The 24720-nt window shown below is 62.5% G+C and carries 25 protein-coding genes and 1 pseudogene; 13 read left to right on the top strand and 13 right to left on the bottom strand.

Annotated features, from left to right (window positions below):
• Positions 1–129 precede the first annotated feature (129 nt).
• The gene (locus KVG96_RS08965) at positions 130–1059 is read left to right on the top strand and encodes a helix-turn-helix transcriptional regulator (RefSeq protein WP_225927232.1); all 930 of its coding nucleotides are present in this window, start codon (positions 130–132) and stop codon (positions 1057–1059) included.
• A 625-nt stretch (positions 1060–1684) separates the two neighbouring features.
• On the opposite strand, the gene KVG96_RS08960 is transcribed toward KVG96_RS08965, so the two are convergent.
• From KVG96_RS08960 to KVG96_RS08945, 4 genes are all read right to left on the bottom strand, one after another.
• Positions 1685–3595 carry a tyrosine-protein phosphatase gene (locus KVG96_RS08960; protein WP_217891688.1) on the bottom strand — a complete coding sequence of 637 codons (1911 nt, stop codon included), beginning with the start codon at positions 3593–3595 and terminating at the stop codon, positions 1685–1687.
• A gap of 128 nt (positions 3596–3723) precedes the next feature.
• On the bottom strand, positions 3724–4113 hold the full coding sequence (locus KVG96_RS08955) for a DUF1801 domain-containing protein (RefSeq protein ID WP_217891687.1): 390 nt from the start codon (positions 4111–4113) through the stop codon (positions 3724–3726).
• 143 nt (positions 4114–4256) lie between these two features.
• Positions 4257–4598 carry a hypothetical protein gene (locus tag KVG96_RS08950; protein WP_217891686.1) on the bottom strand — a complete coding sequence of 114 codons (342 nt, stop codon included), beginning with the start codon at positions 4596–4598 and terminating at the stop codon, positions 4257–4259.
• 89 nt (positions 4599–4687) lie between these two features.
• Positions 4688–5332, bottom strand: coding sequence for an ATPase (locus KVG96_RS08945; protein WP_217891685.1), 645 nt, complete (start codon positions 5330–5332; stop codon positions 4688–4690).
• 168 nt (positions 5333–5500) lie between these two features.
• On the opposite strand from KVG96_RS08945, the gene KVG96_RS08940 reads away from it, so the two are divergent.
• Entirely contained in the window at positions 5501–5740 is a 240-nt protein-coding gene (locus tag KVG96_RS08940; RefSeq protein WP_217891684.1) for a hypothetical protein, read from the top strand.
• Here KVG96_RS08940 and mug read toward each other — a convergent pair.
• Positions 5728–6240 (bottom strand): G/U mismatch-specific DNA glycosylase, encoded by a 513-nt coding sequence (mug, locus tag KVG96_RS08935; protein WP_217891683.1) that lies wholly within the window; start codon positions 6238–6240, stop codon positions 5728–5730. The genes KVG96_RS08940 and mug overlap by 13 nt on opposite strands.
• An 8-nt stretch (positions 6241–6248) precedes the next feature.
• The gene (locus KVG96_RS08930; protein WP_217891682.1) at positions 6249–6872 is read right to left on the bottom strand and encodes a TetR/AcrR family transcriptional regulator; all 624 of its coding nucleotides are present in this window, start codon (positions 6870–6872) and stop codon (positions 6249–6251) included.
• 255 nt (positions 6873–7127) lie between these two features.
• Between KVG96_RS08930 and KVG96_RS08925 the strand changes: the two genes are divergently transcribed.
• From KVG96_RS08925 to KVG96_RS08905, 5 genes and pseudogenes are all read left to right on the top strand, one after another.
• The gene (locus tag KVG96_RS08925; protein WP_217891681.1) at positions 7128–8264 is read left to right on the top strand and encodes an HlyD family secretion protein; all 1137 of its coding nucleotides are present in this window, start codon (positions 7128–7130) and stop codon (positions 8262–8264) included.
• Positions 8264–9742, top strand: coding sequence for a DHA2 family efflux MFS transporter permease subunit (locus KVG96_RS08920; protein ID WP_217891680.1), 1479 nt, complete (start codon positions 8264–8266; stop codon positions 9740–9742). The genes KVG96_RS08925 and KVG96_RS08920 overlap by 1 nt, the downstream gene beginning before the upstream one ends.
• A gap of 19 nt (positions 9743–9761) precedes the next feature.
• Positions 9762–11212 (top strand): annotated as a pseudogene (locus tag KVG96_RS08915) (efflux transporter outer membrane subunit).
• Positions 11213–11234: 22 nt separating this feature from the next.
• Entirely contained in the window at positions 11235–12191 is a 957-nt protein-coding gene (locus KVG96_RS08910; RefSeq protein WP_217891679.1) for an aldo/keto reductase, read from the top strand.
• A 91-nt stretch (positions 12192–12282) separates the two neighbouring features.
• Positions 12283–13218, top strand: a complete 936-nt coding sequence (locus tag KVG96_RS08905) for a LysR family transcriptional regulator (protein WP_217891678.1) — start codon at positions 12283–12285, stop codon at positions 13216–13218.
• A gap of 45 nt (positions 13219–13263) precedes the next feature.
• Here KVG96_RS08905 and KVG96_RS08900 read toward each other — a convergent pair whose 3' ends face one another.
• A complete protein-coding gene (locus tag KVG96_RS08900; protein ID WP_217891677.1) occupies positions 13264–13524 on the bottom strand; it encodes a DUF2790 domain-containing protein in 261 nt (86 codons plus the stop codon).
• 250 nt (positions 13525–13774) lie between these two features.
• Here KVG96_RS08900 and KVG96_RS08895 point away from each other — a divergent pair, with 250 nt between their 5' ends.
• Positions 13775–14032, top strand: coding sequence for a hypothetical protein (locus KVG96_RS08895; RefSeq protein ID WP_085585662.1), 258 nt, complete (start codon positions 13775–13777; stop codon positions 14030–14032).
• A 75-nt stretch (positions 14033–14107) separates the two neighbouring features.
• Here the strand turns inward: KVG96_RS08895 and KVG96_RS08890 are convergent, their stop codons facing one another.
• From KVG96_RS08890 to KVG96_RS08870, 5 genes are all read right to left on the bottom strand, one after another.
• Positions 14108–14551, bottom strand: a complete 444-nt coding sequence (locus KVG96_RS08890; RefSeq protein ID WP_217891676.1) for a hypothetical protein — start codon at positions 14549–14551, stop codon at positions 14108–14110.
• Between the two features lie 238 nt (positions 14552–14789).
• Positions 14790–15230, bottom strand: coding sequence for a hypothetical protein (locus KVG96_RS08885; protein ID WP_217891675.1), 441 nt, complete (start codon positions 15228–15230; stop codon positions 14790–14792).
• A gap of 329 nt (positions 15231–15559) precedes the next feature.
• Positions 15560–16021 (bottom strand): hypothetical protein, encoded by a 462-nt coding sequence (locus KVG96_RS08880; protein WP_217891674.1) that lies wholly within the window; start codon positions 16019–16021, stop codon positions 15560–15562.
• A gap of 164 nt (positions 16022–16185) precedes the next feature.
• Positions 16186–16854, bottom strand: coding sequence for a DUF3313 domain-containing protein (locus KVG96_RS08875; RefSeq protein ID WP_217891673.1), 669 nt, complete (start codon positions 16852–16854; stop codon positions 16186–16188).
• Positions 16855–16876: 22 nt separating this feature from the next.
• Positions 16877–17188: a hypothetical protein gene (locus KVG96_RS08870; RefSeq protein ID WP_217891672.1), complete on the bottom strand. Its 312-nt coding sequence runs from the start codon at positions 17186–17188 to the stop codon at positions 16877–16879.
• Between the two features lie 169 nt (positions 17189–17357).
• Between KVG96_RS08870 and KVG96_RS08865 the strand changes: the two genes are divergently transcribed.
• The 3 genes from KVG96_RS08865 (at position 17358) to KVG96_RS08855 (ending at position 21030) form a co-directional block, all read left to right on the top strand.
• On the top strand, positions 17358–18068 hold the full coding sequence (locus KVG96_RS08865; protein WP_217891671.1) for a response regulator: 711 nt from the start codon (positions 17358–17360) through the stop codon (positions 18066–18068).
• A complete protein-coding gene (locus KVG96_RS08860) occupies positions 18065–19414 on the top strand; it encodes an ATP-binding protein (protein ID WP_217891670.1) in 1350 nt (449 codons plus the stop codon). The genes KVG96_RS08865 and KVG96_RS08860 overlap by 4 nt, the downstream gene beginning before the upstream one ends.
• A 257-nt stretch (positions 19415–19671) precedes the next feature.
• Positions 19672–21030, top strand: a complete 1359-nt coding sequence (locus tag KVG96_RS08855; protein ID WP_217891669.1) for an SNIPE associated domain-containing protein — start codon at positions 19672–19674, stop codon at positions 21028–21030.
• Positions 21031–21193: 163 nt separating this feature from the next.
• Here KVG96_RS08855 and msrA read toward each other — a convergent pair whose 3' ends face one another.
• Positions 21194–21700 carry a peptide-methionine (S)-S-oxide reductase MsrA gene (gene msrA, locus KVG96_RS08850; protein ID WP_085639222.1) on the bottom strand — a complete coding sequence of 169 codons (507 nt, stop codon included), beginning with the start codon at positions 21698–21700 and terminating at the stop codon, positions 21194–21196.
• A 418-nt stretch (positions 21701–22118) separates the two neighbouring features.
• On the opposite strand from msrA, the gene KVG96_RS08845 reads away from it, so the two are divergent.
• Both KVG96_RS08845 and KVG96_RS08840 read left to right on the top strand, forming a co-directional pair.
• A complete protein-coding gene (locus tag KVG96_RS08845; RefSeq protein ID WP_217891668.1) occupies positions 22119–23357 on the top strand; it encodes a DUF2599 domain-containing protein in 1239 nt (412 codons plus the stop codon).
• Positions 23358–23458: 101 nt separating this feature from the next.
• Complete coding sequence (locus tag KVG96_RS08840; protein WP_217891667.1) at positions 23459–24670, top strand: DUF2599 domain-containing protein; 1212 nt, start codon at positions 23459–23461, stop codon at positions 24668–24670.
• Positions 24671–24720 lie beyond the last annotated feature (50 nt).

Genomic DNA, 24720 nt, shown 5'->3' with positions numbered 1-24720 from the left:
TATCAAGGCTTTTCACACAGAGCCTCGCGTGTGTGCGCTTTTTCGATCCACGCATCCTTCCCCGGCCAAGGCGACCCCCAGGTGTTCTCAAGCACGACGCGACAGCACATCATCCTGCGATCCAGCGACATGACCTGCGACGAGTTCGGCGCAGTCTTCTCCCGAATGTTCGGCAACCGCTATGCCGACACCCCGCCGCCGCCCAAGGACATCATCATCGGCGGCGTCTACGGCCGCCACGACGGCGTGAGCTTCCGGCGCATGCATTACCGGGGCGATTTTTCGGTGGCGTTTCCCGAGCCGTTCGATGAAATCACCTTCGTCCTGCCCACGGCGGGCAAGATCCTGTTCAGCCACCGCACCGAATCGGTGGGGGTTGCCCGCACCGGGTTGGCCATCGACAAGGCGGAGCTGTGTTCGATGCGTTTCATCGACAACCATGCCCAGCATGGCCTGTCGGTCAGCCGGGCGGCGCTGACCGAGCGGCTGGCGACGCTGCTGGGCCGCCCAGTGACGCAAAGGCTGCGCTTCGAACCGGTGGTGGCGCTGGACAGCCCGGCCTTCCAGGGCATCCGGGCGCTGATCGACCTGGCCACGGGGGCCGAGTTCGATCTGTTGCTCAACGCCGGCACGCTGATGCCGTCGCGCCTGCGGGACATGCTGGTGGATGCGGTGCTGGACGCCTGGCCCCACAACTTCACCCAGGCCCTGCGCCGTCCTGAGCCATCGATTGCGCCTCGGCATGTGCGGCTGGCCATCGACTACCTTCAGGCCCATCCCGGTGATCCGGTCAGCGGCGCAGAACTGGCGCGGCTGAGCAACGTCAGCCTGCGCGCCTTGCAGGACGGGTTCCGACGGTTTGCGGGGATGTCCATCGTCGCCTATCAACGCCGGGTGCGGCTTGAACATGCACACGAAATCCTGGCCCGCAGCGGCGCGCCGTCGGTGACCGACGTGGCGTTGCGGTTGGGTTTCAGCAATGTGGGTAGGTTTAGCCAGTACTTTCAGCAGGCCTATGGCGTGAGCCCGGCGGCGTTGCGTAAAGGCCTGCGCCTGTAGGCGACGGCCTGCTGGTGATGACGATGTCGACAGTGCCGGCCTCATCGCTTGCAGGCAAGCGCCTACAGGTTTTGTGGTGTGCCTGGATCCCGCAAACACCTGAGATACCTGTGGGAGCTGCGGTGCGACGACTCGACTTGCCAGCGACGACGGTGGGTCAGGCAACAGAGATGTCGGCTGTGATGGCCTCATCGCTGGCAAGCCAGCTCCCACAGGTTTTGGGGTGTGCAGGGATGCTGCGGACAGCCGGGATCCCTTGTAGGAGCCAGCCTGCTGGCGATGGCGGCGGGTCAGGCAACAGAAATGTCGGCTGTGATGGCCTCATCGCTTGCAGGCAAGCTCCTACAGGTTTTGTGGTGTGCAGGGATGCTGCGGACAGCCGGGATCCCTTGTAGGAGCCAGCCTGCTGGCGATGGTGGCGGGTCAGGCAACAGAGATGTCGGCTGTAATGGCCTCATCGCTTGCAGGCAAGCTCCTACAGGTTTTGTGGTGCGCAGGGATGCTGCGGACAGCCGGCATCCCTTGTAGGAGCCAGCCTGCTGGCGATGGCGGCGGGTCAGGCAACAGAGATGTCGGCTGAACCGGCCTCATCGCTTGCAGGCAAGCGCCTACAGGAAGACAAGCTTCAGAAGAGGTAACTGGCCTTGAGCCCGCCGCCGAAGCCGTGGCTGTCACCGCCGCCGCTGGCGCCGAGTTCGGCGCCCAGGCTCAGGGCACCGAGGCTGGCGGTGAGGTTGACGCCGCCGGTGAACGCGTCGCGGTTGTCGTAGGCGGCGCGCTGATCGACGTCCAGGCCCAGCAGGTGCCCTTGGCTGTCGACCGAATGATCGCCCAGCACATGCTCGTATCCCACCTGCACGCCCGGCACCAGTCGCCACTCGCCCATCGGCACCTGCGCGAACGCCACGTCGAGATTGGCCACGGCGCTGCGGCGGGTTTCCTGGATGCCGTCCACGTCGAGGGCCAGCTCACTGCCCTTCTCCTTGAAGCCCGACAGGTCCAGATGGCTGACCCGCACGCCAAGGCTCGGCTCAAGGGTCACCCCGCCCGACGGCAAGCGATACCCGAGCGCCAGCGTCACGCCTGACAGGTTGCCGTGGCTGTCGCCCTTGGCCGTGCCCAGGCCGCCGCCCAGATCGCGCTTGCTGTCGTAATCGAGCCAGCCGGCCTTGGCGTTGGCATCGACGAACAGCCCCCGCTCCAACCCGTCCGGCGCAAAGCGCGCACCCACCGAGAAAAACGTCAGGTCGGTGTCCGCCTCCCCACCGGCCCCGCCGACGCTGCCCTTGCTGTAGCCGAAACCGGCATGGCCGCTGAGCTGTTCGGTGAAGCGCCGGGTCACCCCGACCATCGTGCCCTGGCTATGTTCGTTGCTGCTGGCCGCATGGGACGAGCCGTCGGTGCCCAGATACCCCGCCAGCGCCGTCGTCCACAACCGATATTGACCGACCTTCAGATCCGTCCCGCTGGCATAAGGCGCGGCCGCCCGGTCGATCATCGCGCCCTGGCGCAACAGGTAACTGGCCGCGTCGGCATGCACCTGCCCGCCGACGGTGGACTCGACTCCGCCGAGGCTGCCCGCGTCGATGGCCGATTGCAGGTAATAGTTGTAGGCGCTGTAGGTGCCCGACAACGCCGAGCCCTGCAACTGCCGCAGAAACTGCGCCCCGGCGCCGGCATTGCCGGCCAGCCCCGCCTCACCGGGCAGGCTGTTGTACTCGACCATCTTGCCGCGCAGCACGTAGATCGTTTCCTGGGACAGCCCGAGCCCCTGCTTGAGGTAGTTGTCCATGCTGCCGTACTGGGCCGTCACCTGATCCAGCCCCGCTTGCAGGTAACTGGCCTCGACGCCCAGCAGCGGCGCATAGATCGTCGCCATGCTCGCCGGCATCATCGCCAGGGTCTTCGCCACCCGGGCGGCGGTGTAGTCGTTGGTCGCCAGGTAATTGCTCATGATCGTGGCGCTGTCGACCCCGGCGATGCTCTGCAGCACGGCCGCGGTCCAGCCGGTGCGGTCCTTGCCGGCGGTGCAGTGGAACAGCGCGGCGCCGTCGGCGCTGGCCAGTTCGTTGAACAAGCGGCTGAACTGGCTGCGCATGCCGGCGTCGCTGACGAACGCACGGTTGGTCTGCTGCATCATCGCGACCGCCTCGGCGGCGCTGTGGAACGACACCGTGGTGATGTTCGCGCCCGAAGTGGCGCTGCCGATGATGTCGATGTTGCTGTAACGGGCGCCGCTGATGAGGGTGTCCGGCGTGGCGGCGATTTCGCTGGGGGTGCGCAGGTCGTAGATGGCCGTGATGCCCAGGCCGTTGAGGGTCGCCAGGTCCGACCCCACCGGGGTCAACGCGTTGGAACGGTAGAACACCCCGGCCCGCATCGTGCCGTCGTGGGCCGTGGCATACGCGTCGGTGGTGCCGGCGATGTCACGGAAGTTGTCGATGCCTTGCAGGCGAGGCGTATCGAGGGCAGCGCCCTGGGCGGCGGCGATGGACACACTCAAAACGGACAGCGAACACAGAAGACGTCGGAACACAGTGCAGCCTCATGGAAAACCGTTGGGCTGGCCACTATCTGCAATCAAATGTTGCTCAATATGACAAAACACCGCTCGCCGCAAATCCCTGCGCGATCTGTCCGGATCCTGCGCGATCCGTCCGTGCTTCAGGCCCTTTTCTTCGAACCGTTCAGGGCCACGGCGGACAGGATCAACGCCTTGAACGCCGCCTCGTCCAGGCGTTCGCCCTCATGCACATCGATGGCCCGCCGGGTGTTGCCCTCCAGGCTGGCGTTGAACAGCCCGGCGGGATCGTCCAGCGCGGCGCCCTTGGCGAAGGTCAGTTTCACGGCGCTCTTGTAGGTTTCCCCGGTGCAGAGGATGCCGCCGCAGGACCACACCGGCACGCCCCGCCACTTCCATTCCTCTACGACGTTGGGCACGGCCTGATGGATGAGCGCGCGGACGTGCGCCAGCGTTTCGCCGCGCCAGTCGGCCAGCTCGGCGATCCGTTGGTCGATGAGCGCGGAGGCTGATCCGGTGTTTTCCGTGTTCATGGCTGCCCTCTCCGGTTGACGTCCGGGAACTGTAGACGCCGGCCCGGCCGCGCGCGCAAAAAAAAGCCCCGCAGAGCGGGGCAAGGGAATTTGGTTGGTTGCGGCCAACCAAAGGAGCGTTCAGAGCAAGCGGGTATTGCGGGTCAGAGGCAGTCCTGGGCGGCGCGTTCGAAACTCGACGGCGTGAAGTTGGAGGCCAGCAAGTGGCGCTCGTAGACAAACACCTTGCCGCCGCTGCCGGACTTGTAGGCCTCCAGCACGTTGTCGGCGGCGACCTTGCTCGGCACCACGATGCGGTAGCTGCGCTGGGTCTGCGACACGCTCGGGTTCAGCGCCCGGCCCTGCAGTTTCGGCACGACGCAATCGGCGTACTCGGCGGGCGTCTTGCGGGTCTGCAAGGTCAGGCTCGGGTCGTTCGGTGCGCTGGCGCAGCCGGCGAGCGTCGCGACGGACAAGGCGAAAACGGAGAAGAAAAAAGCACGCATGGATCACATCCTGAAAACAAAGGTTCGGTTCGTCGGCAACGTCCGGCGTCACGGGCGCCGTCGTTGCCGTTGTGTTTTTCGGGGCCGGATCAGCCGGCGGCCACCAGGGCCTTGAGCGAATCGTCGAACTGCCGCAGGGCGTTCAGTTGCAGGTCGCGCTGCCGGGCGATCTGCGCGGCGATCTCAGGCGCCGCCTTGTTGTGCACCCACACCGACGGCATCTGTTTCTCCACGGCGCCTTCGGCCTTGCCGATGTATTGCAGGTCGGCGTCGTAGAACCGTGCGGCGAAACGCGCCTCGACCTGATTGTTGCGTTGGGTCAGCAGACGGTTGTGGGTGTCGAGCATCACCACCACGTCCGGGTGGGCCTGCACCAGCGCATCGAGGCTGTCGTAGACCGTCACCGAGAGAAACTGCTGTTGCAGCGAGCTCATCAGCCAGTCGATGGCCAGTTCCGGGTCGGAGCTGCTGACGAAGGCGTCGCGGATCCGCGCATCCAGCGCACCTTTGGCGCCGTTCACCGCCACATCGTGGTAGCGCTCGAGGTATTGCAGGTTCTCCAGGGTGTTTTCGCTGTACAGCACGCCGACGGTCTGGGAATGCTGCAAGCCTGCGGAGCTGGCGGCGACAGGCAGAAAATGGCACGACCGGGCGTCGTCTGCGTTGGCCGGTGCGGTCGCGGCCACCCCGCCCATCATCAGGGCGACCATAGCCAGTCGGGTCAGAGTCTTCATCGCGCAAATTCCTTGAGCTGCGTTTCGATGGAGGCGATTTTCCGCCCATCGGCCGCAAAGCAGAACTTGCGTTTCTTGATGGTCACTATTACTTGAACCAATAGTTGCCCGCCGTGCAGACTGGCAGCCGTGCGACCACAATCAGAACAACCCGTGAGGAACCCCCGAGTGCGAACCTTTGACCTGATCCGCGACACCGTCCTGCCCGAATTCCGCGACCGCGTGGCCGACTACCTGGTGGAGTACGAGACCGCCCTGGGCGAGGCGACCGAGCCGGAGCGCGTCAAGGCGGTGGCCAATCAGCTGCGCGGCTACCTGCGCGGGCTGAACACCACGCGGGTGCTGGGCATGGCGGACTGGGAAGAGCTGGACCGGCGGGTGGTGAACACCTGGCTTCAGGAGCGCTGACCGAGCGCCTCGCGCAGCGGGCGATAAGCCGCCACCAGCTGTTCCTGTGAAAACGCCCGGTTGCGTCCGCTGGGATTGGGCAGGATCCACACCGCCGCGTTGCCGAACACCTGCGCCTGAAGCCCCCACGCCTCCGTCTTCTGGCCGGTCAGCCCGGCATAGGCCACCTTACCCAGGAACGCCACGACACGCGGCGCGTAGCGCAGGATCTTGCCTTCGAACGCCGCTGCCGCTGCGCTGAACTCTTGGGCGGCCAACTGATCCGCCCTCGCCGTCGGCCGCTCCACCACCGCCGTCAACCCGCAGCCGTGCAACAGGATCGAGCGGTCCTGCTCCGGGCGCAGCTCGTCGGGCGTGAACCCGGCCAGGTGCAGGGTGCGCCAGAAACGGTTGCCCCGCCCCGCAAAATGGTGCCCCTGGGCCGCAGCGAGCAAACCGGGATTGATCCCGCAGAACACCACGGACAGCCCCGGCGCCAGAATGTCCTCAAGCCCGTCCATGGCCACCCTCACCCACAGATCACCCGCACGGCGCCTTGGGCCTGTTCGGTCAGCTCCTGACGTGACTTGCCCGCCCGTGCCCGGATCGAAATGCTGTGCAGCAGCGACGACGCGAGCAGGGCCAACGCCGCCGCATCCACGCTGGCCTTCAGCTCGCCGGACTCGACGGCCCGGCGCAGGCGCTGCTCCAGGTCCGCATCCAGCTGGCTGAGGCGCCGCGACAGCACCTCGCGGATCTCCGGATCCTCCACCGCCTCGGTGGTCGCCGTGCCGATTGCGAAGCAGCCTCGCGGCGCGCCGTCGCCGGAAAAGTAGATCGACAACTGCCCTTCGTAGAACCGCGTCAGCGCCTGCTCCAGGGTCAGGCTGCTGTCGTTCAGCGCTTCCTGCATGGCGGCGTGCGCCGTGTCCCAATACTGATCGAGCGCCTTGATGTACAGCGCGTGCTTGTCGCCGAACGCAGCGTACAGGCTGGGGCGGTTCATGCCGGCGGCGCTGGCGATGCTGTCCAGCGAGGCGGCGGAATAGCCGGTGTTCCAGAACACGCCCAGGGCCTGTTGCAGCGCCGTTTGCGGATCGTAGGCACGCGGACGGCCGCGGCCTTTTCCTGCTGTCGGTTTATTTTGTGCCATCTCGTATAAATTCCTTGCAGGGAAGATTTCTCGCTCATATTCTTACACCATCGCACAAAAACAAGGAACCAGAAATTCCTTGGTTGGCAGGGTTTGTTGTAACAGCGCTCGAACCGGGTGCAGCGACGACGAAACAGCGGTGGAGCGATCCTCCCGCCGCCCATGGACTTGATGACTCACAGCAACCAATCACGTCAGGGCCGCGGGCGAATGCGCACCGGTCGGCCCGATGTCCCGGACAAGGGTGTATCGATCATGACACAGCAACTGGATCTCACCGCCGCACCGGCCCACGAACACCCAGGCCCGCGCCTGAACGACGCGCCGCCGAGAAAGCCCCTCAAGCAGAAGCTGCGACCGTGGCTGATGGCCGGCCTGCCCGCCCTCTTCGCCGTGATCGGCTACAGCCACTACCGGGCTGGCGAACCGTTCGTGTCCACCGACAACGCCTACGCCCGCGTGGCCAAGGCCTCGATCAATGCGCGGGTGTCCGGGCAGGTCATCGAGATCGCCGTCAACGACAACCAGTCCGTGCACAAGGGCCAGGTGCTGTTTCGCATCGACCCCAAACCCTTGCAGATCGCCGTCGACCGGGCCGAAGCCCAACTCAGCAACGCCCGCCTGCGCATCGACGGCCTCAAGGCCAGCTACCGCGAACAGCAGGCGCAACTGCAATCGGCCAAGGAGTCGGCGGACTTCGACCAAAAGGAATTCGCCCGCAAGAAGGCCCTGATCGCCACCGAGTTCGTCTCTCGGGCCCTGTACGAGCGCGCCGAGACTGACTTGAAGGTGTCGCGCCAGCGCATCGCGTCCATCGAGCAACAGATCGCCAGCACCGTCATCGCCCTCAACGGCAACCCGGACATCGCCCCCGACAGCCACCCGACGGTGCGCGAGGCCCGGGCCCAGCTCGACGAAGCGCAGCTGTACCTGTCCTATGCGACGGTCACGGCGCCCGAGGACGGCATCGTCGCCAAGGTCGACGACTTGCAGGTGGGCAACTACGTCAATAACGGTGCGGCGGCGTTCGCCTTGATCTCCGACCGGGAGGTCTGGGTCGAGGCCAACTTCCGCGAGACGCAGCTGACCCACATGCGGCCCGGCCAGCGCGCCACCATCACCCTCGATACCTACCCGGATCGCGCGTTCCAGGCCCATGTCATCAGCATGAGCCCCGGCGCCGGCGCGGACTTCGCCCTGCTGCCGGCGGAGAACGCCACCGGCAACTGGGTGAAGGTGGTGCAGCGGATTCCGGTGCGCCTGGAACTGGACGACGCCGACCCGGCCCTGCCGCTGTTCTCCGGCACCAGCGCCACGGTCACCGTCGACACCGGGCACCGCACGCCGTGGTGGTATCCGTTCAAATCGCTGCTCGGCGCAGGTGACGCGTGATGAACGCCGCCACCGCATCCACGACGGCCGATGCGCGAGCGCTGCGGTTTGTCGCCCTGCTCGCGACCTACCTGCAATCGGCCAACCTGCCATTGCCCAACGCCGCGCTGCGCCTGATCCAGGGCAGCGTGTCAATGACCGACGACCAGGCCGGCTGGATCTTCACCGCTTACCTGGCCGCCAGCGCCGTCACCACGCCGGTGGCACAGTGGCTGGCCGGGCGCTTCGGGCTCAAGCGTGTCTATCAGACGGCCTTGCTGGCGTTCGCCCTCGGCCTGTGGCTCGCCACCCTGGCCGAAACGCCGCTGGCGTTCATCGCCGCGCGCATCCTGCAAGGCCTCGCCGCCGGGGTGCTGGCGCCGTTGTCGATGGGCATCGCCCTAGAGACGCTGCCCGCCGAACGCCGCCCCGCCTTCGGGCCGAAATGGACCGCGCTGGTGCTGCTCGGCATCGCCAGCGGGCCGAGCCTGGGCGGCTGGATCTGCGAGCACTTCGACTGGCGGCCGATGTTCTACCTCAGCCTGCCGCTGGTGGCGTACATCTTCCTGGCGGTCACCCTGTTGCTGGCCGAGAAGAAGGCCGAACAGCGCCCCTCGTTCGACTTCTTCGGCTACGGCGCCTTCACCCTCGGCATGATCGGCCTGCAGATGCTCCTGGACCGCGGCGAACGGCTGGACTGGTTCGACTCGCCGGAAATCTGGACCGAAGCACTGGCCTGCGCCCTCGGGTTCTACCTGTTCGCCGTGCACGTGCTGACGGCCAAGGCGCATTTCTTCAACAAGGCCCTGTTCGCCGACCGCAACTTCCTGCTGTCGACGGCGATCTTCTTCGCCTTCGGCTTCGTGCTGCTGTCGACCATGGCCCTGACCTCGCCGATGCTCGACGAGATCCTCGGCTACCCGCCGGACACCACGGGCCTGCTGACCGTGCCGCGCGGCATCGGCCTGGTCGGTGCGTTCCTGCTGGCGACCCGTGCGCCGGCCTGGGTCGACGCCTGCTGGCTGATTGCCGCAGGCATTGCCCTGGTGGCCTACGCCAACTGGCTGATGCTCGGCTATTCGCCGCTGATGGACTGGACGCCCGTGGCGGTGAACGGGTTCATCCAGGGCGTCGGCCTGGGGATCCTGATGCCGGCCCTGAGCAAGGTCGCCTTCAGCACGCTCGAACCGAAGCTGCGCCCCGAGGCCACCGGCCTGTTCAACCTGATCCGCGTCTACGGCAGCACCCTGGGCGTGGCGATGGTGCAGATCTTTTTCTTCAACAACACCCAGGCGGTGCATTCGGCGCTGGTCAGCCAACTGACGCCCTACCGCACGACCCTGCCGACCTCGCTGCCGGCGCTCGAAGGCCTCAATCACCTGGCCACCCACCAGGCGGCGTTCATCGCCGTGATGGGCCAATTCAAGATCCTGCTGGTGGCGATGCTGGTGGTGAGCCCGCTGGTGCTGTTCCTGCGCAAACCCGTTTCGGCCAACTGATTTTCGTGGAGTCTGGACAATGAACACTTCTGCACGCTTCACCCCGTCTGCGATCCCCGCCGCCTTCAGCGCACTGGCCCTGCTGGTGTCGTTGTCGGCCTGCACCGTCGGGCCCGACTTCCAGCGGCCCGCCGCCACCGCCTCGCAGCATTACGTTACGACCCGCAGGCCGAGCAGCGCTTCGACATGGGCAAACGCCTCAACGGCGACTGGTGGGCCGCGCTGCGCTCGCCCAAGCTCGATCAAGTGATGCGCCGCGCCATCGACGGCAACCTCGAACTCGCGGCTGCCGACGTTACCCTGCGCCAGGCCGCCTCGTCGGTGGCCGCCGCTGAGGGCGCGCTGTACCCGCAGGTGGATTTCGCCGCCACCGCCGGGCGCCAGCGCACCCACAACGGCACGCAGCCCAGCGTGTCGAACTTCTATGCCATCGGTCCACGGGTCGCGTTCGACCTGGACGTGTTCGGCGGCAACAAGCGTCAGGTCGAGGCGCAGCAAGCCACGACCGACCTGCAAAGGCACCGCTACGAAGCCGCCTACCTCACCCTGACCGGCGACGTCGCCAGCCAGGCCTTGCTGCTGGCCTCGGCCAACGCGCAGATCGGCGCGGTGCAAACCCTGCTGGCCAACGACGCGAAGAACCTCGACCTGGTGCGCAAGGCGCAGCAGAGCGGCGTCAGCACCCAGATCGACGTGTCGCTGGCCGAAACCCGCCTGGCCCAGGACCGCACCTTGCTGCCGCCCCTGGCCCAGCAACGGGACGCGGCGCGGCATGCGCTGTCGATGCTGGCCGGCAAAGGCCCGGCGGACTGGACCGCGCCGGACTTCACCCTCGACGAATTCGCCCTGCCGTCGAACATCCCGGTCAACCTGCCGTCGGAGACGGCCCGCACCCGCCCGGACATCCTGCAAGCCGAATCCGAGCTGCACATCGCCAGCGCGGCGGTCGGCGTGGCGACGGCCAACCTCTATCCGCACGTCGAACTGTCGGCCTCGCTGGCCCAGGCCGCCTCGGGCAACGGCGGCGCGGCACTGTGGGGCTTCGCCACCGGGCTGACCGCGCCGATCTTCAACGGCGGCACCCTGGAGGCGGAACGCCAGGCCGCCGTCGAGGGCTACAACGCCGCCCTCGCCCGCTATCAGCAGACGGTGATCCAGTCCTTCGGACAAGTGGCGGACACTCTGCAATCGATCAACCACAGCGCCGAGCAGGACCAGGCCCAAAGCGACGCCCTGCGCGCTGCCGACACCAGCCTGCGCCTCAACCGGCAGGCCTACGCCCAGGGCGAGAACAGCCTGTTGCAAGTGCTGGAGGCCGAACGCGCCTATCAGCAGGCGCTGCTGGGGCAGGTCCAGGTGAAGACCTCGCAGTACCTCGACGCCGTGCGTCTGTTCGTGGCCCTCGGCGGCAACGCCATCGGCGCCCACGACCAACGCCTCGCCAGCCGCCCGGCCCCGACCACCCTTTGACGCCCGCTCCCGGAGAAACGCCATGACCTACGAAGCCTTCCACGACACCCTGCGCGACACCCGCCTGCCGCTCAACAACGGCGCAGGCGCGATGCCCGCCGTGGGGTTCGGCACCCTGTTCCGCGACCTGAGCACCACCACCGACGCGGTCAAATGCGCGCTGGAAACCGGCTTTCGCCACTTCGACTGCGCCGAGCGCTACCGCAACGAAGCCCAGATCGGCGAGGCCTTCCGGCAGATGTTCGCCGCCGACACCGTGCGCCGCGAAGACATGTTCATCACCACCAAACTGTGGAACACCAACCACCGCCCCGAGCGGGTCAAACCGGCCTTCGAGGCCAGCTGCCAGCGGCTGGGCACCGACTACATCGACTGCTACCTGATCCACACGCCGTTCGCCTTCAAGGCTGGCGACGACCAGGACCCGCGCGATGTGTTCGGTCATGTCCTCTACGATGGCGAGGTGCGCCTGATCGACACCTGGCGGGCGCTGGAAAGCCTGGTGGATGAAGGCCGCTGCAAGTCCATCGGCCTGTCGGACATCACCCTGGAGGCGCTGAAGGAGATCGTCGCCGCCGCTCGGATCAAACCCGCCGTGGTGCAGATCGAATCCCACCCCTACCTGCCGGAATGGGAGATGCTCGACTTCTGCAAGGCCCACGGCATTATCCTGCTGGCCTTCGCCCCGCTGGGCCACGGTATGACGCCCAACGTGCTGGACGACGCGGTCCTCACCGGCATCGCCCGGCGCGTCGGGAAAACCCCGGCCCAAGTGGCGCTGGCCTGGGCGGTGCAGCGCGGCACCGCGTTCCTCACCACATCGGCGACGCCGGGGCACATTCAGGAAAACATCGACATCGACACCCTGCCGGTGCGGGCGATGCAGGAGATCAAGGACGACATCGCCACGCGGATCCGCTTCAACTCCGTGGTCGAAACCGGTGTCCCGGGCTTCATCCCCCAAACCCACAAACGCTGATTTGCCCCTGTGGTGAGGGCGCTGGCTCCCTCACCACAAAAAGCGCCTGCGCCGCCCCTATAATGCCCGCACCCTACCCGAGACGACCCCGATGGACGTATTCCAAAGCATGCGCTGCTTCATCGCCGTGGCCCAAAGCGGCAGCTTCACCGCCGCCGCCGAACTGCTGGACACCACCACGACCAACGTCTCCAAGGCCGTGTCCGCCCTCGAAGCTCGCCTGCACACGCGCCTGATCAACCGCACCACCCGGCGCCTGGCGCTCACCGAGGCCGGCGCGCGCTACCTGCAACGCTGCGAAAAGATCGTCGACGACGTGCGCGAAGCCGACGAAGAGGCCGGCACCGCCCAGACCCTGCCCGTCGGCCGCCTGAAGATCCACGCCATGTCCGCCATCGGCAACCACTACGTGATCGACGCCATCGCCCGCTACCGCGAAATCCACCCCACGGTGATGTTCGACCTGACCCTGACCAACCGCGTCCCGGACCTGCTCGAAGAAGGCTACGACATGTCCATCGTCCTGGCCCGCGACCTGCCCGACTCCGGCTTCGTCGCCCAGCGCCTGGGCATCACCTACAGCATCCTCTGCGCCGCCCCCGGCTACGTGGCCAAACACGGCAAACCCGCCACCCCAGGCGAACTCAGCGCGCACGAGTGCCTGCGCATCGTCAACACGGTGATGCCGGTGGAGAACTGGACATTCGAAGGGCCCGAAGGCACGCAAACCATCACCATTCCCCTGTCGCCCTTCCACATCAACACCGCCGACGGCATGAGCATCGCGATCAGAAAAGGCATGGGCATCGGCATACAGCCGATCGCATCGGCCGTGGACGGCCTGCGGGCGGGGACATTGGTGCGGGTGCTGCCGGATTACCGGCTGGAGGAGTTGAACCTGTTCGCGATCTACCCGTCGCGCAAGTTCGTCGATGCGAAGATCAAGACCTGGGTGGAATTTCTCAAGACCGCGATACCGCAACTGCTGGCATCGGATGAAGACATCGTCGGCGCAAAGGCCCTTTGAACGCAGCGGACATGGAGTGTCGACCCTCCATCCCGTGCACCGGACTCAACCGTTGGAGCAGCCCGAACCCATCACCTGATACTGCAAGACATGCCGCTCGCCGTGGGAGTCCTCATACGTCATCCGCACCGGCACCGGGGCGCACTCGTTGGCGGGTTCGGTGATGGAAATCACATGTTCGATGTCCAGTTGCGACGCGGAGCTGTAGGTCTCCACCGGGATATTTTCGGCGTCCGCCGTGGCCGCAAACGCCTGCGCGCCGAAACCGCCGAGGAGCACAACCCACGCCATTTTCTTGAGGTTCATGATGTTCACCGTCTCTGGGGGAACCGTGTTCATTCACGGATTGGGGACGATGCTAAGGGGTGGCGGGCGGGGTAAAAATCGGGGGATTGGACAAACACTGTTGCTGGAATGGGGGTGAATCAGGGGGGGGCGTTCAGCGACTGAATGATTGACCACATCAATAACAACCATTAACTCAATGAAATTCTCTTATCTGCCCCGGAGCGTAGGATCGGCGCCATACCCAACCACTACACCGGAGCAGATCACCATGAAACGCCAAACCCTCCTCGGCATCGCCTTCTCGCTCTTCGCCCTGAACGCCTTTGCCGCGACTGAAACCGATCCGCTGTTCAGTGATGCGGTCGCTGCCACCGAGACCGACCCGCTGTTCAGCGATGCGGTCGCCGCCACCGAGACCGACCCGCTGTTCAGCGATGCGGTCGCCGCCACCGAGACCGACCCGCTGTTCAGTGACGCCATCGCCGAAGGAGGCGCAGACCGTCTGGCCGAACGTCGGGCAGTCTGAATCCATGGGTTTGATCAACGCGCACAACAAAAAGCCCGGCTTCATCAGCCGGGCTTTTTGTTGTCTGTGTACCTGTCACTGCACACTGATGTACTGAAACTGCGCCTGGGCCTTTTCAACGGCGCTGCGCACGTCATCCTTCTGGGATTCTCCGCCCGCGTAGTAGATGCGCAGGCCCTTCAGGTCGAGTTCATCGACCGCGTTCTTGATCACGGCCACGTCCAGCGAAGTCGCCGCCCCGATGATCAAAAAGCCGCTGTCGCCTCCGACCTTGGCCATCAACAACGCCTGCTTGAGCTGCGCCGCGTTGGCGCCGCCGCCTGCGGCAATCGCCAGGTTGTCGCCGATCAGCCCGTGGCTGAGGATCTTGGTGCTGGGGAAACTGAACTTGCCCTGCCCGGCAGGCAGCGTCGCGACATGGGCCTTGGCGGCTTCGGTGTAGATCTCTGCGTCGCTTTTCCCCTTCGACGCACAACCGGCGAGAACGGCCAACAGGGCCACGGCTACGAATGCTTTCACTGTGTCTTCCTTGTGAGTGAATTCCAATGGAGGGTGCAAGATAGAGGACTCGGTTTGGGCTGGCTATGCGGTTGTTCGGGGCCAAACCTGCATAAGTAGTACAACGAGGCCGAAACACGCCCTGTGTTTGAGCATTTTTGATTGGCGCTTAAAGGCACCGATTCAGCTCAACAAAGAGCCCCCTCACTTCCCATTTGAAATTCTCCCAAACTTAAACCCAAGAAAAACTTTGAAATGCTCACTTACTGAGAAACGGGCTAACCGCCGCACTTTGAATCCCCATCAAAAAGACTGCCACCATGGCCGTCTCAGCAACGACCATGACGAGAACCATCCTGAAGACTGAGAGTTTGTGCCTTGACCATGCATCGACAAGCAGCAACCAAATCCGTCGCACTCCTTGAACGCCATCGAGCTCAAGGGAGCGAACCGATCCATTTTTTTGAACCGCGACAAGGGACTCCTCCAAAAAGGTTGTGAGATTTGCCAGGGTGGATGCGAAGAACACGAACAAACACATGGCGAACGGCAGTGTTCGCCTCACCCCATCGAAGCTCAGATCAAACTTATCCAGGTTCAGTTTGCTGCCAGCCACCAACGCAATCGCCAAGAAGAGAATCTGCGGCGTCATATTGCGCAAAAAATCCAGAAGAGGTTTACGGCCGTTTCCAAAGAACATCGATACAGTCCCGAATTCAGTTAACCAGCACGCAGACTACATGCGGTTCCTCCTCCGCTCCACCTCATCCGAACACCCAGCGCAACTTGCCCCCCAGTACGGTCGGCAATCGCAGTGACGACCGGAGCCGGCCTCTCCCCTGCCCAAACAGCGACAGGACGGATCGACCACCAGCCTTTCAGCACGGATGACCATCACCGATACGCAACGCGCACAACAAAAAGCCCGGCTTCATCAGCCGGGCTTTTTGTTGTCTGTGTACCTGTCACGGATGTACCGAAACTTGATGCACCAAACCAACGCCTTCAACTCGGGCTCAAGAACGCCGGTCAGTGCATCCCCTTGCTCACCACTTCACCCGTCGCGACATCCTCCAGCCAGATCTGCAGCCGATCCAGCCCTACGTATTTGGAGCGGGCAATGATCTTCTGGCCAGGCTTGCCCTCGAACTCGAGGTTCGTGAACAAGAACTTCCTGGGCAAGTGGTATTCCAGTTGGACCGTGTACTTGCCGGGTTTCAACACCGCACGCTGGGGGGAGTCATTCTTGTAGTAGTAGGTGGAGAACGGAATGTTCCCCACTTTCTCGTCGTTGACCCTGATGATGTTCAGGTCCGGCTGAAGATCCAGAAATTGGCGCTGAGGCCTTCCCGCGTAGGTTTCGGTTTCCAGCACGGTGTAGCGCGCTTCATCGACCGTTTCGCCGGCGTTTGCGTTCGAGTAGTCCGGCATCTCTGCACAGCCCTGCAAGGCCAGAAACGATGCAAGCAGCGGTGCGGCAATGTTTTTCACGTCGTAAATCCCTGTATTGAAGAAACGCCGGCAACGTCACCGTTGACGGCCGGCTCGCATGGGCAGCCGGTCGCCAGGCCTCACCTCCATGAAGGCCACATGCTATCACTCGATCCGGATCTGAAGAAACCAGCAACGTCACAGAACGCCGACGTTGACGAACCTCACCGATACCCCTTCACATAAGACTCCCGCAAATCACTGGCCCACCCATCCAGCACCGACTTGACGTTGGCCGCCGTCATCACTTGCTTGTCGTCGTCCAGCGGTATGCCGGTGCCTTTGCGCATCACCTGGGCGACGACCTCGCCGGTCGCGCCGTCCTCGAAGGAGACTTCCGTGGTGATTTCGCTGTCCTGGTCTCGGATGCCGGCGGCGGTGCTGACCCCGGCGGCCACCAGCGTCACCGGCAGCCATTCGTAATAACGCAGGCTCTGGGTGCTGGCGGCGACGCGGGTGATCGCGGGGCGGACCGTCAAGGTGTCCGGGCCAGGTTTCGACGACAGTTGCACGACTTTGCCCAGCTCGTACCGCAGCGCGGCGTCGTAGTAGGCGGTCACGGTGTACAGCGTGCCCTGGGGGATGCGTTCGGTCGGCGCGACGTCCGGGTAGAACCGGCTCGGCGCGATGTACACCTGCTTGTACCGGCCCCGCTTCAAGGCCGGGCTGACCCAGCTCAGGGCGGTCTGCCCGGAAGGCGTGCTGTGTTCCTTCAAAACGCTGTAGTCGCGCAGAAAACCCGCATTCGTGGCCGGTTCGACCTTTTTACTGCTGCACGCAGACAGGCTCAGGGTGGCGACGAACAGCAGCGATACCGAATATCTGTTTTTCATCCGTGCAATTCCTGGGTGTCCGTCAGGCGGAGGCTTGGGCAGGCGAGGTGTCTTCCGAGCCTTCGACGCGCAACTGGCCATGGATCATGATCCAGTGGATGAGGTCGGCCGTCGGGATAGTGTGCGCGTACTCCACCCACTCGGTGCCGGACGGGCTGTAACGCTCGAAATAGCGGCGCAGCACGATTTTGCTCTGATCGTCGCTCAAGCCCAGGCACGACTCCTGAAACAGGATCGGCTTGTCGTGCTTGGGCACCGTGGTGCGCTGCCTCAGCACCAGCGGGCGCTGCGCGGTGTGCCGGACGGCAATGCATGTGCTTTTCGGAATCGTCATAAAGCCCCCTCGTTTGGAATGGCGAGCAGAGTGCACGAGGGGTTTTGCCAGAGAATGTCCGCTTGATGTCCCGGCCGCAGAAATGTTGCTCGATTGAAATATATGACCCGCACACCCGAATGGTTTTAGAGTCGCACCTCTTTTTGGGCCGCCAGGGAACCCCGTGAACGTGAGCAGACTGCTGATCGTCGACGACGATGTGGAAATCCTGTCCTTGCTGAAGAAGTTCTTCGTCCAGCACGGCTACGAGGTGGACGTGGCCGCCGACGGCCAGGCCATGTGGGCGGCGATTGCCCGACAGCGGCCGGACACGATCATCCTCGACCTGATGCTGCCCGGCGAAGGCGGCCTGAGCCTGTGCCAGAAGGTGCACACGCAACTGGGCATCCCGATCATCATGCTCACGGCCATGGGCGAGCTCAGCGATCGGGTCGTCGGCCTGGAGCTGGGCGCCGACGACTACGTGACCAAACCCTTCGCCCCGCGGGAACTGCTCGCCCGGCTGCGTTCGGTGCAGCGGCGCACCGGCGAACGGCCCGACCAGGCCGGCGAACCCACGCGGCCGGTGATCGGCTTCGCCGGTTGGCGCCTGGACATCACCTGCCGCGAACTGCGCTCCCCCGACAACGTGATGATCCCGCTGTCCGGCGGCGAGTTCGACCTGCTGGTGCTGTTCCTCGAACACCCGCAGCGCATCCTCACCCGCGAGCAACTGATCGACATGACCCACGGCCAGGGCCACGACGTCTACGACCGCAGCATCGACGTGCAGGTCAGCCGGTTGCGGCGCAAGATCGAGCCCGACAGCAAACGCCCGGACCTGATCCGCACCGTGCGCAACGGCGGCTACATGTTCTCCGCCAAGGTCACCCGCCCATGATCCGCCGACTGCTGCAGCGCGACACCCTGAGCCGGCGCATCGCGCTGACCATCGTTGCGGCCATGGTCGCCTCGCTGGCCCTCAACGCCCTGTTCGTCCAGGTGGCGGGCATCTGGGCGCGCCCGCCCATCGAACGCACCGGCCTGCTGGAGCAGATCGCCATGACCGTGCGCGTGCTCGACGCCGCGCCCGCCCCGCTGCGGCCGCAACTGGCCCACGCCGCCAGCAGCCCGCTGCTCAATGTGGTCTGGAAGCCCCAACGCGCCGACTTCGGCCTGCCGGGGGGCGGCATCCAGATCAAAGTGAACGACGACGCCTCGGCAGGCCGAGAGGCCGTGCTGCAGACCTTGCTGGGCACCGGACGCACGATCGAGACCTACAACCCCGACGACTGGCCGGCCGGCAGCGCCGAAGGCCGTTACGTCGCCCTCCTGCAACTGGCCGACGGCAGCTGGCTGTCGTTCACGCCGCCGGAGCGCAGCTGGGGCCTGGAGATCCGCACCCGCATCGCGATCGTCATCCTGCTCGGTTTGATCGCCACCGTGCTGGTCGCCTGGGTCGCCACCCGCCAACTGGCGCGGCCGCTGCAACGCTTCGCCAGCGCCGCCCGGCACTTCGGCCGCAACCTGCACGCGCCGCCGATCAAGGCCGAAGGCCCGGAAGAGATCCGCCAGGCGATCATCGCCTTCAACACCATGCAGGCGCAGATCCAGCACTTCATCGGCGAGCGCACCCACATGCTCGCGGCGATCTCCCACGACCTGCGCGCCCCGCTGACCCGCATGCGCCTGCGCAGCGAATTCATGGATGACCTCAGCCAACAGGACAAACTGGTGCGCGACATCGAAGAAATGCAGTCGATGATCAACGCCGCGCTCACCTTCTTCCGCGAAGACACCCGCCCGGAAGCGCCGACCGCGTTCGACCTCTCGGAACTGCTGCAGACCATCGTCGACGACTACCGCGACCAGGGCCTCGACATCGACTTCAGCGGCCCCGCCCGCCTGGTGTACGACGGCCGCCCGCTGGGCATCAAACGGGTGATCGTCAACCTGCTGGAGAACGCAGAAAAGTACGCCCGGCGCCCGCGCATCGCCCTGAGCGTCGGCCCGCACGCGATCTGCATCGAGGTCAGCGACGAAGGCCCGGGCATCCCCGAAGACGCGCTGGAACGGGTGTTCGACCCGTTCGTGCGCCTGGAGACCTCGCGCAACCGCGACACCGGCGGCGTCGGACTGGGGCTGTCGTCGGCGCGGGCGATTGTGCGGGAGCAAGGGGGGGACCTGACGCTGCGCAACCGGCCGGGGACGGGGTTGGTGGCTCGGGTGGAGTTGCCGGGGGTTTAGGCTGTCCGTTCGCCTTCGCGCCGGCGTCCTTCTCAACCACACCGACACGCACAGCCTTCTTTGCCGCGCCTCCTGCAACAACACTTGAATCACCTGGAGCAAATCCGATGATTCCGGGAGAATCCTTTCGTCACTCAAGCAAGAGAGTGATGATCAGGGATTGTTTGCTTTGCCCTCACCCATGCTTTGCACTGTGAGGGCATCCGAGTTGAATTAGAACCGAGCGACCATTTGATTCACGAACAAGGAAGAAACGCATGTCTTTTAGCGACTACTGGAAAGGTCCCGCCCACCGACAACGCGCGGATGATTTGAATGCCCAGCTTACAAGCCTCCAAGCGCAGTACGCGCAGTTGCAGGCACTCACCGCAGAAATCGGCGCCATGGATCTCCTGGATGTTCAGAGGCTGATCGATCAGGAGAAACAGAAGCTGGCGACCGTCCGCGAAGAAACTCAGCGTGCAGAACGGGAGACGGCAGCACTCGCGCAACGCTCCGCTGACTTGCAGGCGCAGATACTCGTGTGGGAAGAGACGCTACTCCTGGAAAGCTTTGCGCTCTACCAACCCAAGTTCAAGCTAGTCACCAGCCAGGAGTACAAAGCCCGCCTGGAGCGTGTCCGGGATCAACAAAAGACGTTGATCAAGATGGGGCAAGCAGCGACCGGCAACATGGACTGGACTGTCAACAACAGCGTGGCCCAAGGCCGCAAGCTTGTGAATGACATGATCAAGCTGGTGATTCGTTCATTCAACAACGAAGCCGATGTCTGCGTGGACAACGTGAAATTCGACAACGTCGAACTGGGCGAGAAACGAATCCTTAAATCGTTCGAAGCCTGCAATCGCCTTGGCAAGATCATGAGTGTGGAAGTGTCGCGCACGTATCTGAACCTCAAGCTCGATGAGTTGCACCTCGCCCACGAGTTTCAGATCAAGAAGCAGGAGGAAAAGGAAGAAGCTAAACGCGCCCGGGAGGAACTGCGCGAACAGCAGAAGCTGGAACAAGAAATTCGTGCGGCCAGGGAGAAGCTCGCCAAGGAACGCAAACATTTTACGGCCGCCATGCGTGACCTCCAGACTCGCCTGGACAAAGTGGAGTCAGAAGAAGAGCGCACCGCCCTGCTGGCGAAGCTGGCCGAAGTTGAAGCAAGTCGAGCCGAGCTGGATAGCGCAGAAAAGCTGATCGATTACCGAGAACAGAATGCGAAAGCCGGCTATGTGTATGTCATCTCAAACATTGGGGCATTCGGGGAAGGGATCTACAAGATCGGCATGACGCGCCGCCTGGAACCCATGGATCGAGTTGATGAACTGGGTGACGCCTCGGTGCCGTTCTGGTTCGACGTGCATGCGATGGTCTTCTCCAACAACGCCCCCGCACTTGAAGCAAAACTGCACGAACACTTCGCGACAGGACGCCTCAACAAGGTCAACGGACGCAAAGAGTTCTTCCGCGCCGACATTGCTGAGATCGAGTCGGTCATTCGAGAAAACTATGATGCCGTGGTTGAAGTCACCCACGAGGCGCCGGCGGAACAATACCGCGAAAGCCTACGCATGACGTTGCCAAAACCATCTATTACGCAATCTGAGCGAATGGCGGCACACACCTAAGCCTGCCGACGCGGTGTAGATGGGCCTTTCGCTATCGAGGCCCATCCCACAACCTCATTTCTTCGGGCAAAAAGCGGACATTAGCGCCGATCCTGCCCGCCAGCCTTCAGCGTCACTCACCTGTGACAGATGCCTGTTGGCTATGAAGTCAGCCGCCCACCACTCAACCCCGCTTCGGCAACTTCCAGTTCGGCCGGATGAAATGGCAGGTGTAGCCGTTCGGAATGCGCTCCAGGTAATCCTGATGCTCCGGCTCCGCCTCCCAGAACGGCCCCGCCGGTTCGATCTCGGTGACCACCCGCCCCGGCCACAGGCCCGACGCATCGACATCGGCGGCGGTGTCCTCGGCGACGTCCCGTTGCTGTTCGTTCAGGTAATAGATCGCCGAACGGTAGCTCGGCCCCCGGTCGTTGCCCTGACGGTTGGGCGTGGTGGGGTCGTGGATCTGGAAGAAAAATTCGAGGATCTGGCGGTAGCTGATCACCGCAGGATCGAAGACGATCTCGATGCCTTCGGCGTGGTTGCCGTGATTACGGTACGTGGCGTTCGGCACCTCGCCGCCGGTGTAGCCGACGCGGGTGTGCAGCACGCCGGGATAGCGCCGCAGCAGATCCTGCATGCCCCAGAAGCAGCCGCCGGCGAGAATGGCGGTTTCGGTTTGACGGGTCATGGTCTGTCCTCTCGGGGTGTGGGTGTAGGCGATGTTATGAGGGCGGGTTTGGGGATTCCAAGGTGAGCCTGTACCGCCAAGGTGAATGAGCCACCCAACGCTCCCCTACCCTAATTTTCTCTCTCAATCGGAATCTGGACTTTTCATCGGAACACACCATCGACATCCGAGCCGATGAAGTGGCATCAGCGACGTCTTTTTACAGACAGAACCCAGACTTTTTCCTGTTCACTGAATAACTTTTTATAGCTGTAAGGTTTGCCGACTTAGACGAATGGTTTGGGCTTTGCGGTATAAAAAAATAGTTTCTAATGAGGAATGAGTATTTTGCACTGTCATTTTTGACAGTGGACGAATTCAGGCCGAGGCGTTTTCATTGAATTATCTCTTGCTTTTTAATCGACACCAGGAGAACGAAATGAATCGTCTGTGCAGTTTATTAGTGTGCATCAGTACTTCTACCGCTTATGGATACGCCTATGCCGACTACATGACGCCTGATCAAGTTGGCGCGATGGTCGAGCGACATCTGAATGATCGTTATAACAGCACTGTGCAGAACTGCGGCTCCAACGGTCGTCCGGCGATATTATGCAGTGGCGTATTGATTCGCGGAACTGTCTACTCCGAAGCTTACAGGTTCTGGAATCCTGGCCCCGCTTCAAAATACGCGCAGGCTTTTTCTTTTTTACGTAAAGATGTGAAGTTTCGTCAACTGGCCTCTGACCATCAACATGGGTATATATTGCTACCGAAATTCAATACCCCCGAGGACATGCTGAAACCGGATGTACTGTGTGCATTTCCGGTAGATGCGGGTTCACATGTGCGCGACGATAATGGGTGTGGTGATGCCTTCACAACCGCAGAGGTTGAAAACAGTTGCCAGGTGCAATCCATACGTACAGCGGACGCTTGGGTTGATGCGTATAGGGCCAACGCACAATCCCATCATCGGCAATGTGGTTTTGATTTAAGGCCCGCAAATGAACCTCAAGGTGCTCCGATTTTCATGGAGTTCATACGTGCCAACGATTATGCGAGCAACGAGCATTATGGAACCGTGGGCCTAAGCAACAATGAAGTGAGGATTGCTTCCTGGCCTCAAGGGAATGGGCGCAACGTGCCGGTAGAGGCAGTGTTTTATCTCGGCACAAACACAATCACAGGTGAAGCAACCGATAGCGGAAAAGTAACTGCCCAGAAAGACCAGTTGGCTTATTACACCGCCAATGGCCGTTTCATTCCTGTGATTAAAATGACCTTGCCGCAGGACCCTTCACAAGAGGCCACCTTCAAGTATCTTCCAGCGGACCAGGCACGTCTGGAGGATGTGACGTGCAATCAATACATCGACTCCGCCGTTTGGGTAAAACGTTACGACCCGGGTGCACAAGCCGAGCGCTGGTCATTGTCAGTAATCCCAACCGATTGCGGCAGGATGATCAATGCTGCTCAAACGGATTCTTTTTACGCCGAGTTGACGACGAAATACGGCTCGGATCCCCAGTGGCGTGAGTTAGATGGGGGCGGCATGCGTCGCCAGTTAGTGTGCCTGATTACAACATTCCGAACCAAAAACGAATGGAATATGGAACCGTTCAGGCCAGATACCACGCATGAAAAAGCTGTTGCCACAGGTTGCAATCCCATCTAAGCCAAATTTTCGAATTTGTCCGCCCTGATCCTGAGGTTGTCGTTTACTCAACTGGAAAAGCTGGCGGTTAATATTTCAAATTGATAATGAGAGGAACTGTCATGACTTCCAAAGTAATGAGTGGTGTTCTTTGTGTGGGCGCAGTGTGCTCAAGTGTATGGGCGGGCCTGGCTTTTGCGGATGCGGCAGGTGATGCGGTGGGGAAAAGAGTCGCGGCTGATTTACGTGCGCGTTATCTTGATACCCGCATGTATTGCACTCAACTTTCTGCACCTGGCTTTACTTGCAACGGAATCACTTTCAGAGCAACGATCCCGTCTACGGCCTACAAGTTTTGGGAGCCAAGTCCGACATCGATGGCCAGTGGAGGGTGGTCATACTCCTATTTGCGTTCTGACTCCAAATTTAGAAGATTGGTACGCGACGAAGATAACGGGAATATTATCTATCCACCGCTTCTCACTCCACCTGACAAAATACCTGCTCGAGTGTTGTGTGCATTTCCTGAAGATGCTGGCTCTTTTACCCGCCCGGAACAACAAGGTTGCGGCCCCAGTACCAAACAAACGGCCGACAGTCGCATTTGTCATGAACAGGGAATACTGACGGCTGAACAATGGTTGGCTAAGCACAGACAAGACGGCCTGAGCAACGTTAACCAATGTGGTTTTAACGTTCGAGACAGCGCTAACGAAAAAGCCACTCAGTCTTTTGAAGCGTTTATTCAGGCAATGACTCTGGATTCAGATACATTTGTGCAACAAAACGAGCTGAGACTCGCCACGTGGGACGGCACCCAACCCAAGAAGCAGCCTGTTCAGGCATTGTTTTACTTGTCAGGTGGCTTAAAAGATGCGCAGTTTGATCAGAAAGACTATTTGAACAGCACTGGAGACTGCCTACCGATTATCCAGATGACGTTGCCTCAAACACGTGCAGAGGACGCTTCATTTGTTTATGTACCGAGTGATCAACAGTGCTCGATAACGCCTGCCATCGAATACATTCAATCAGCAGTTTGGATCGAAAGATTTGATCCCGGCAGTGGCCAGAACGAATGGAGTCTGTCAGTCATCCCTACGCAATACGGTAAGAATGCCACGCCGGAGCAAACTAATTTTGTGATGGCGGAGTTGCAGAAAAAGTTTGGCGATGATGCCAGGTGGAAGAACAACGACGGTGGTGGGATGCGCCGGCAACTGGTCTGCCATTACGTCATCGCTCGCGACAAGACCCCATGGAACCTTGAACCACGCCGTAAGGACACTACTGAGCAAGTGGCGGAGGCCAACGGATGCAACCCACCGTTTTGATCGCTTCCAACGCTCATCCACCTCGCATTCTGCCCGCATCGCTGCGGGCA

Origin of the sequence: Pseudomonas ekonensis (assembly GCF_019145435.1) — a bacterium.
GTDB classification, from domain to species: domain Bacteria; phylum Pseudomonadota; class Gammaproteobacteria; order Pseudomonadales; family Pseudomonadaceae; genus Aquipseudomonas; species Aquipseudomonas ekonensis.
Note: the sequence above shows the minus strand (reverse complement) of the source record. Positions and strands in the feature narration are given on the sequence as shown.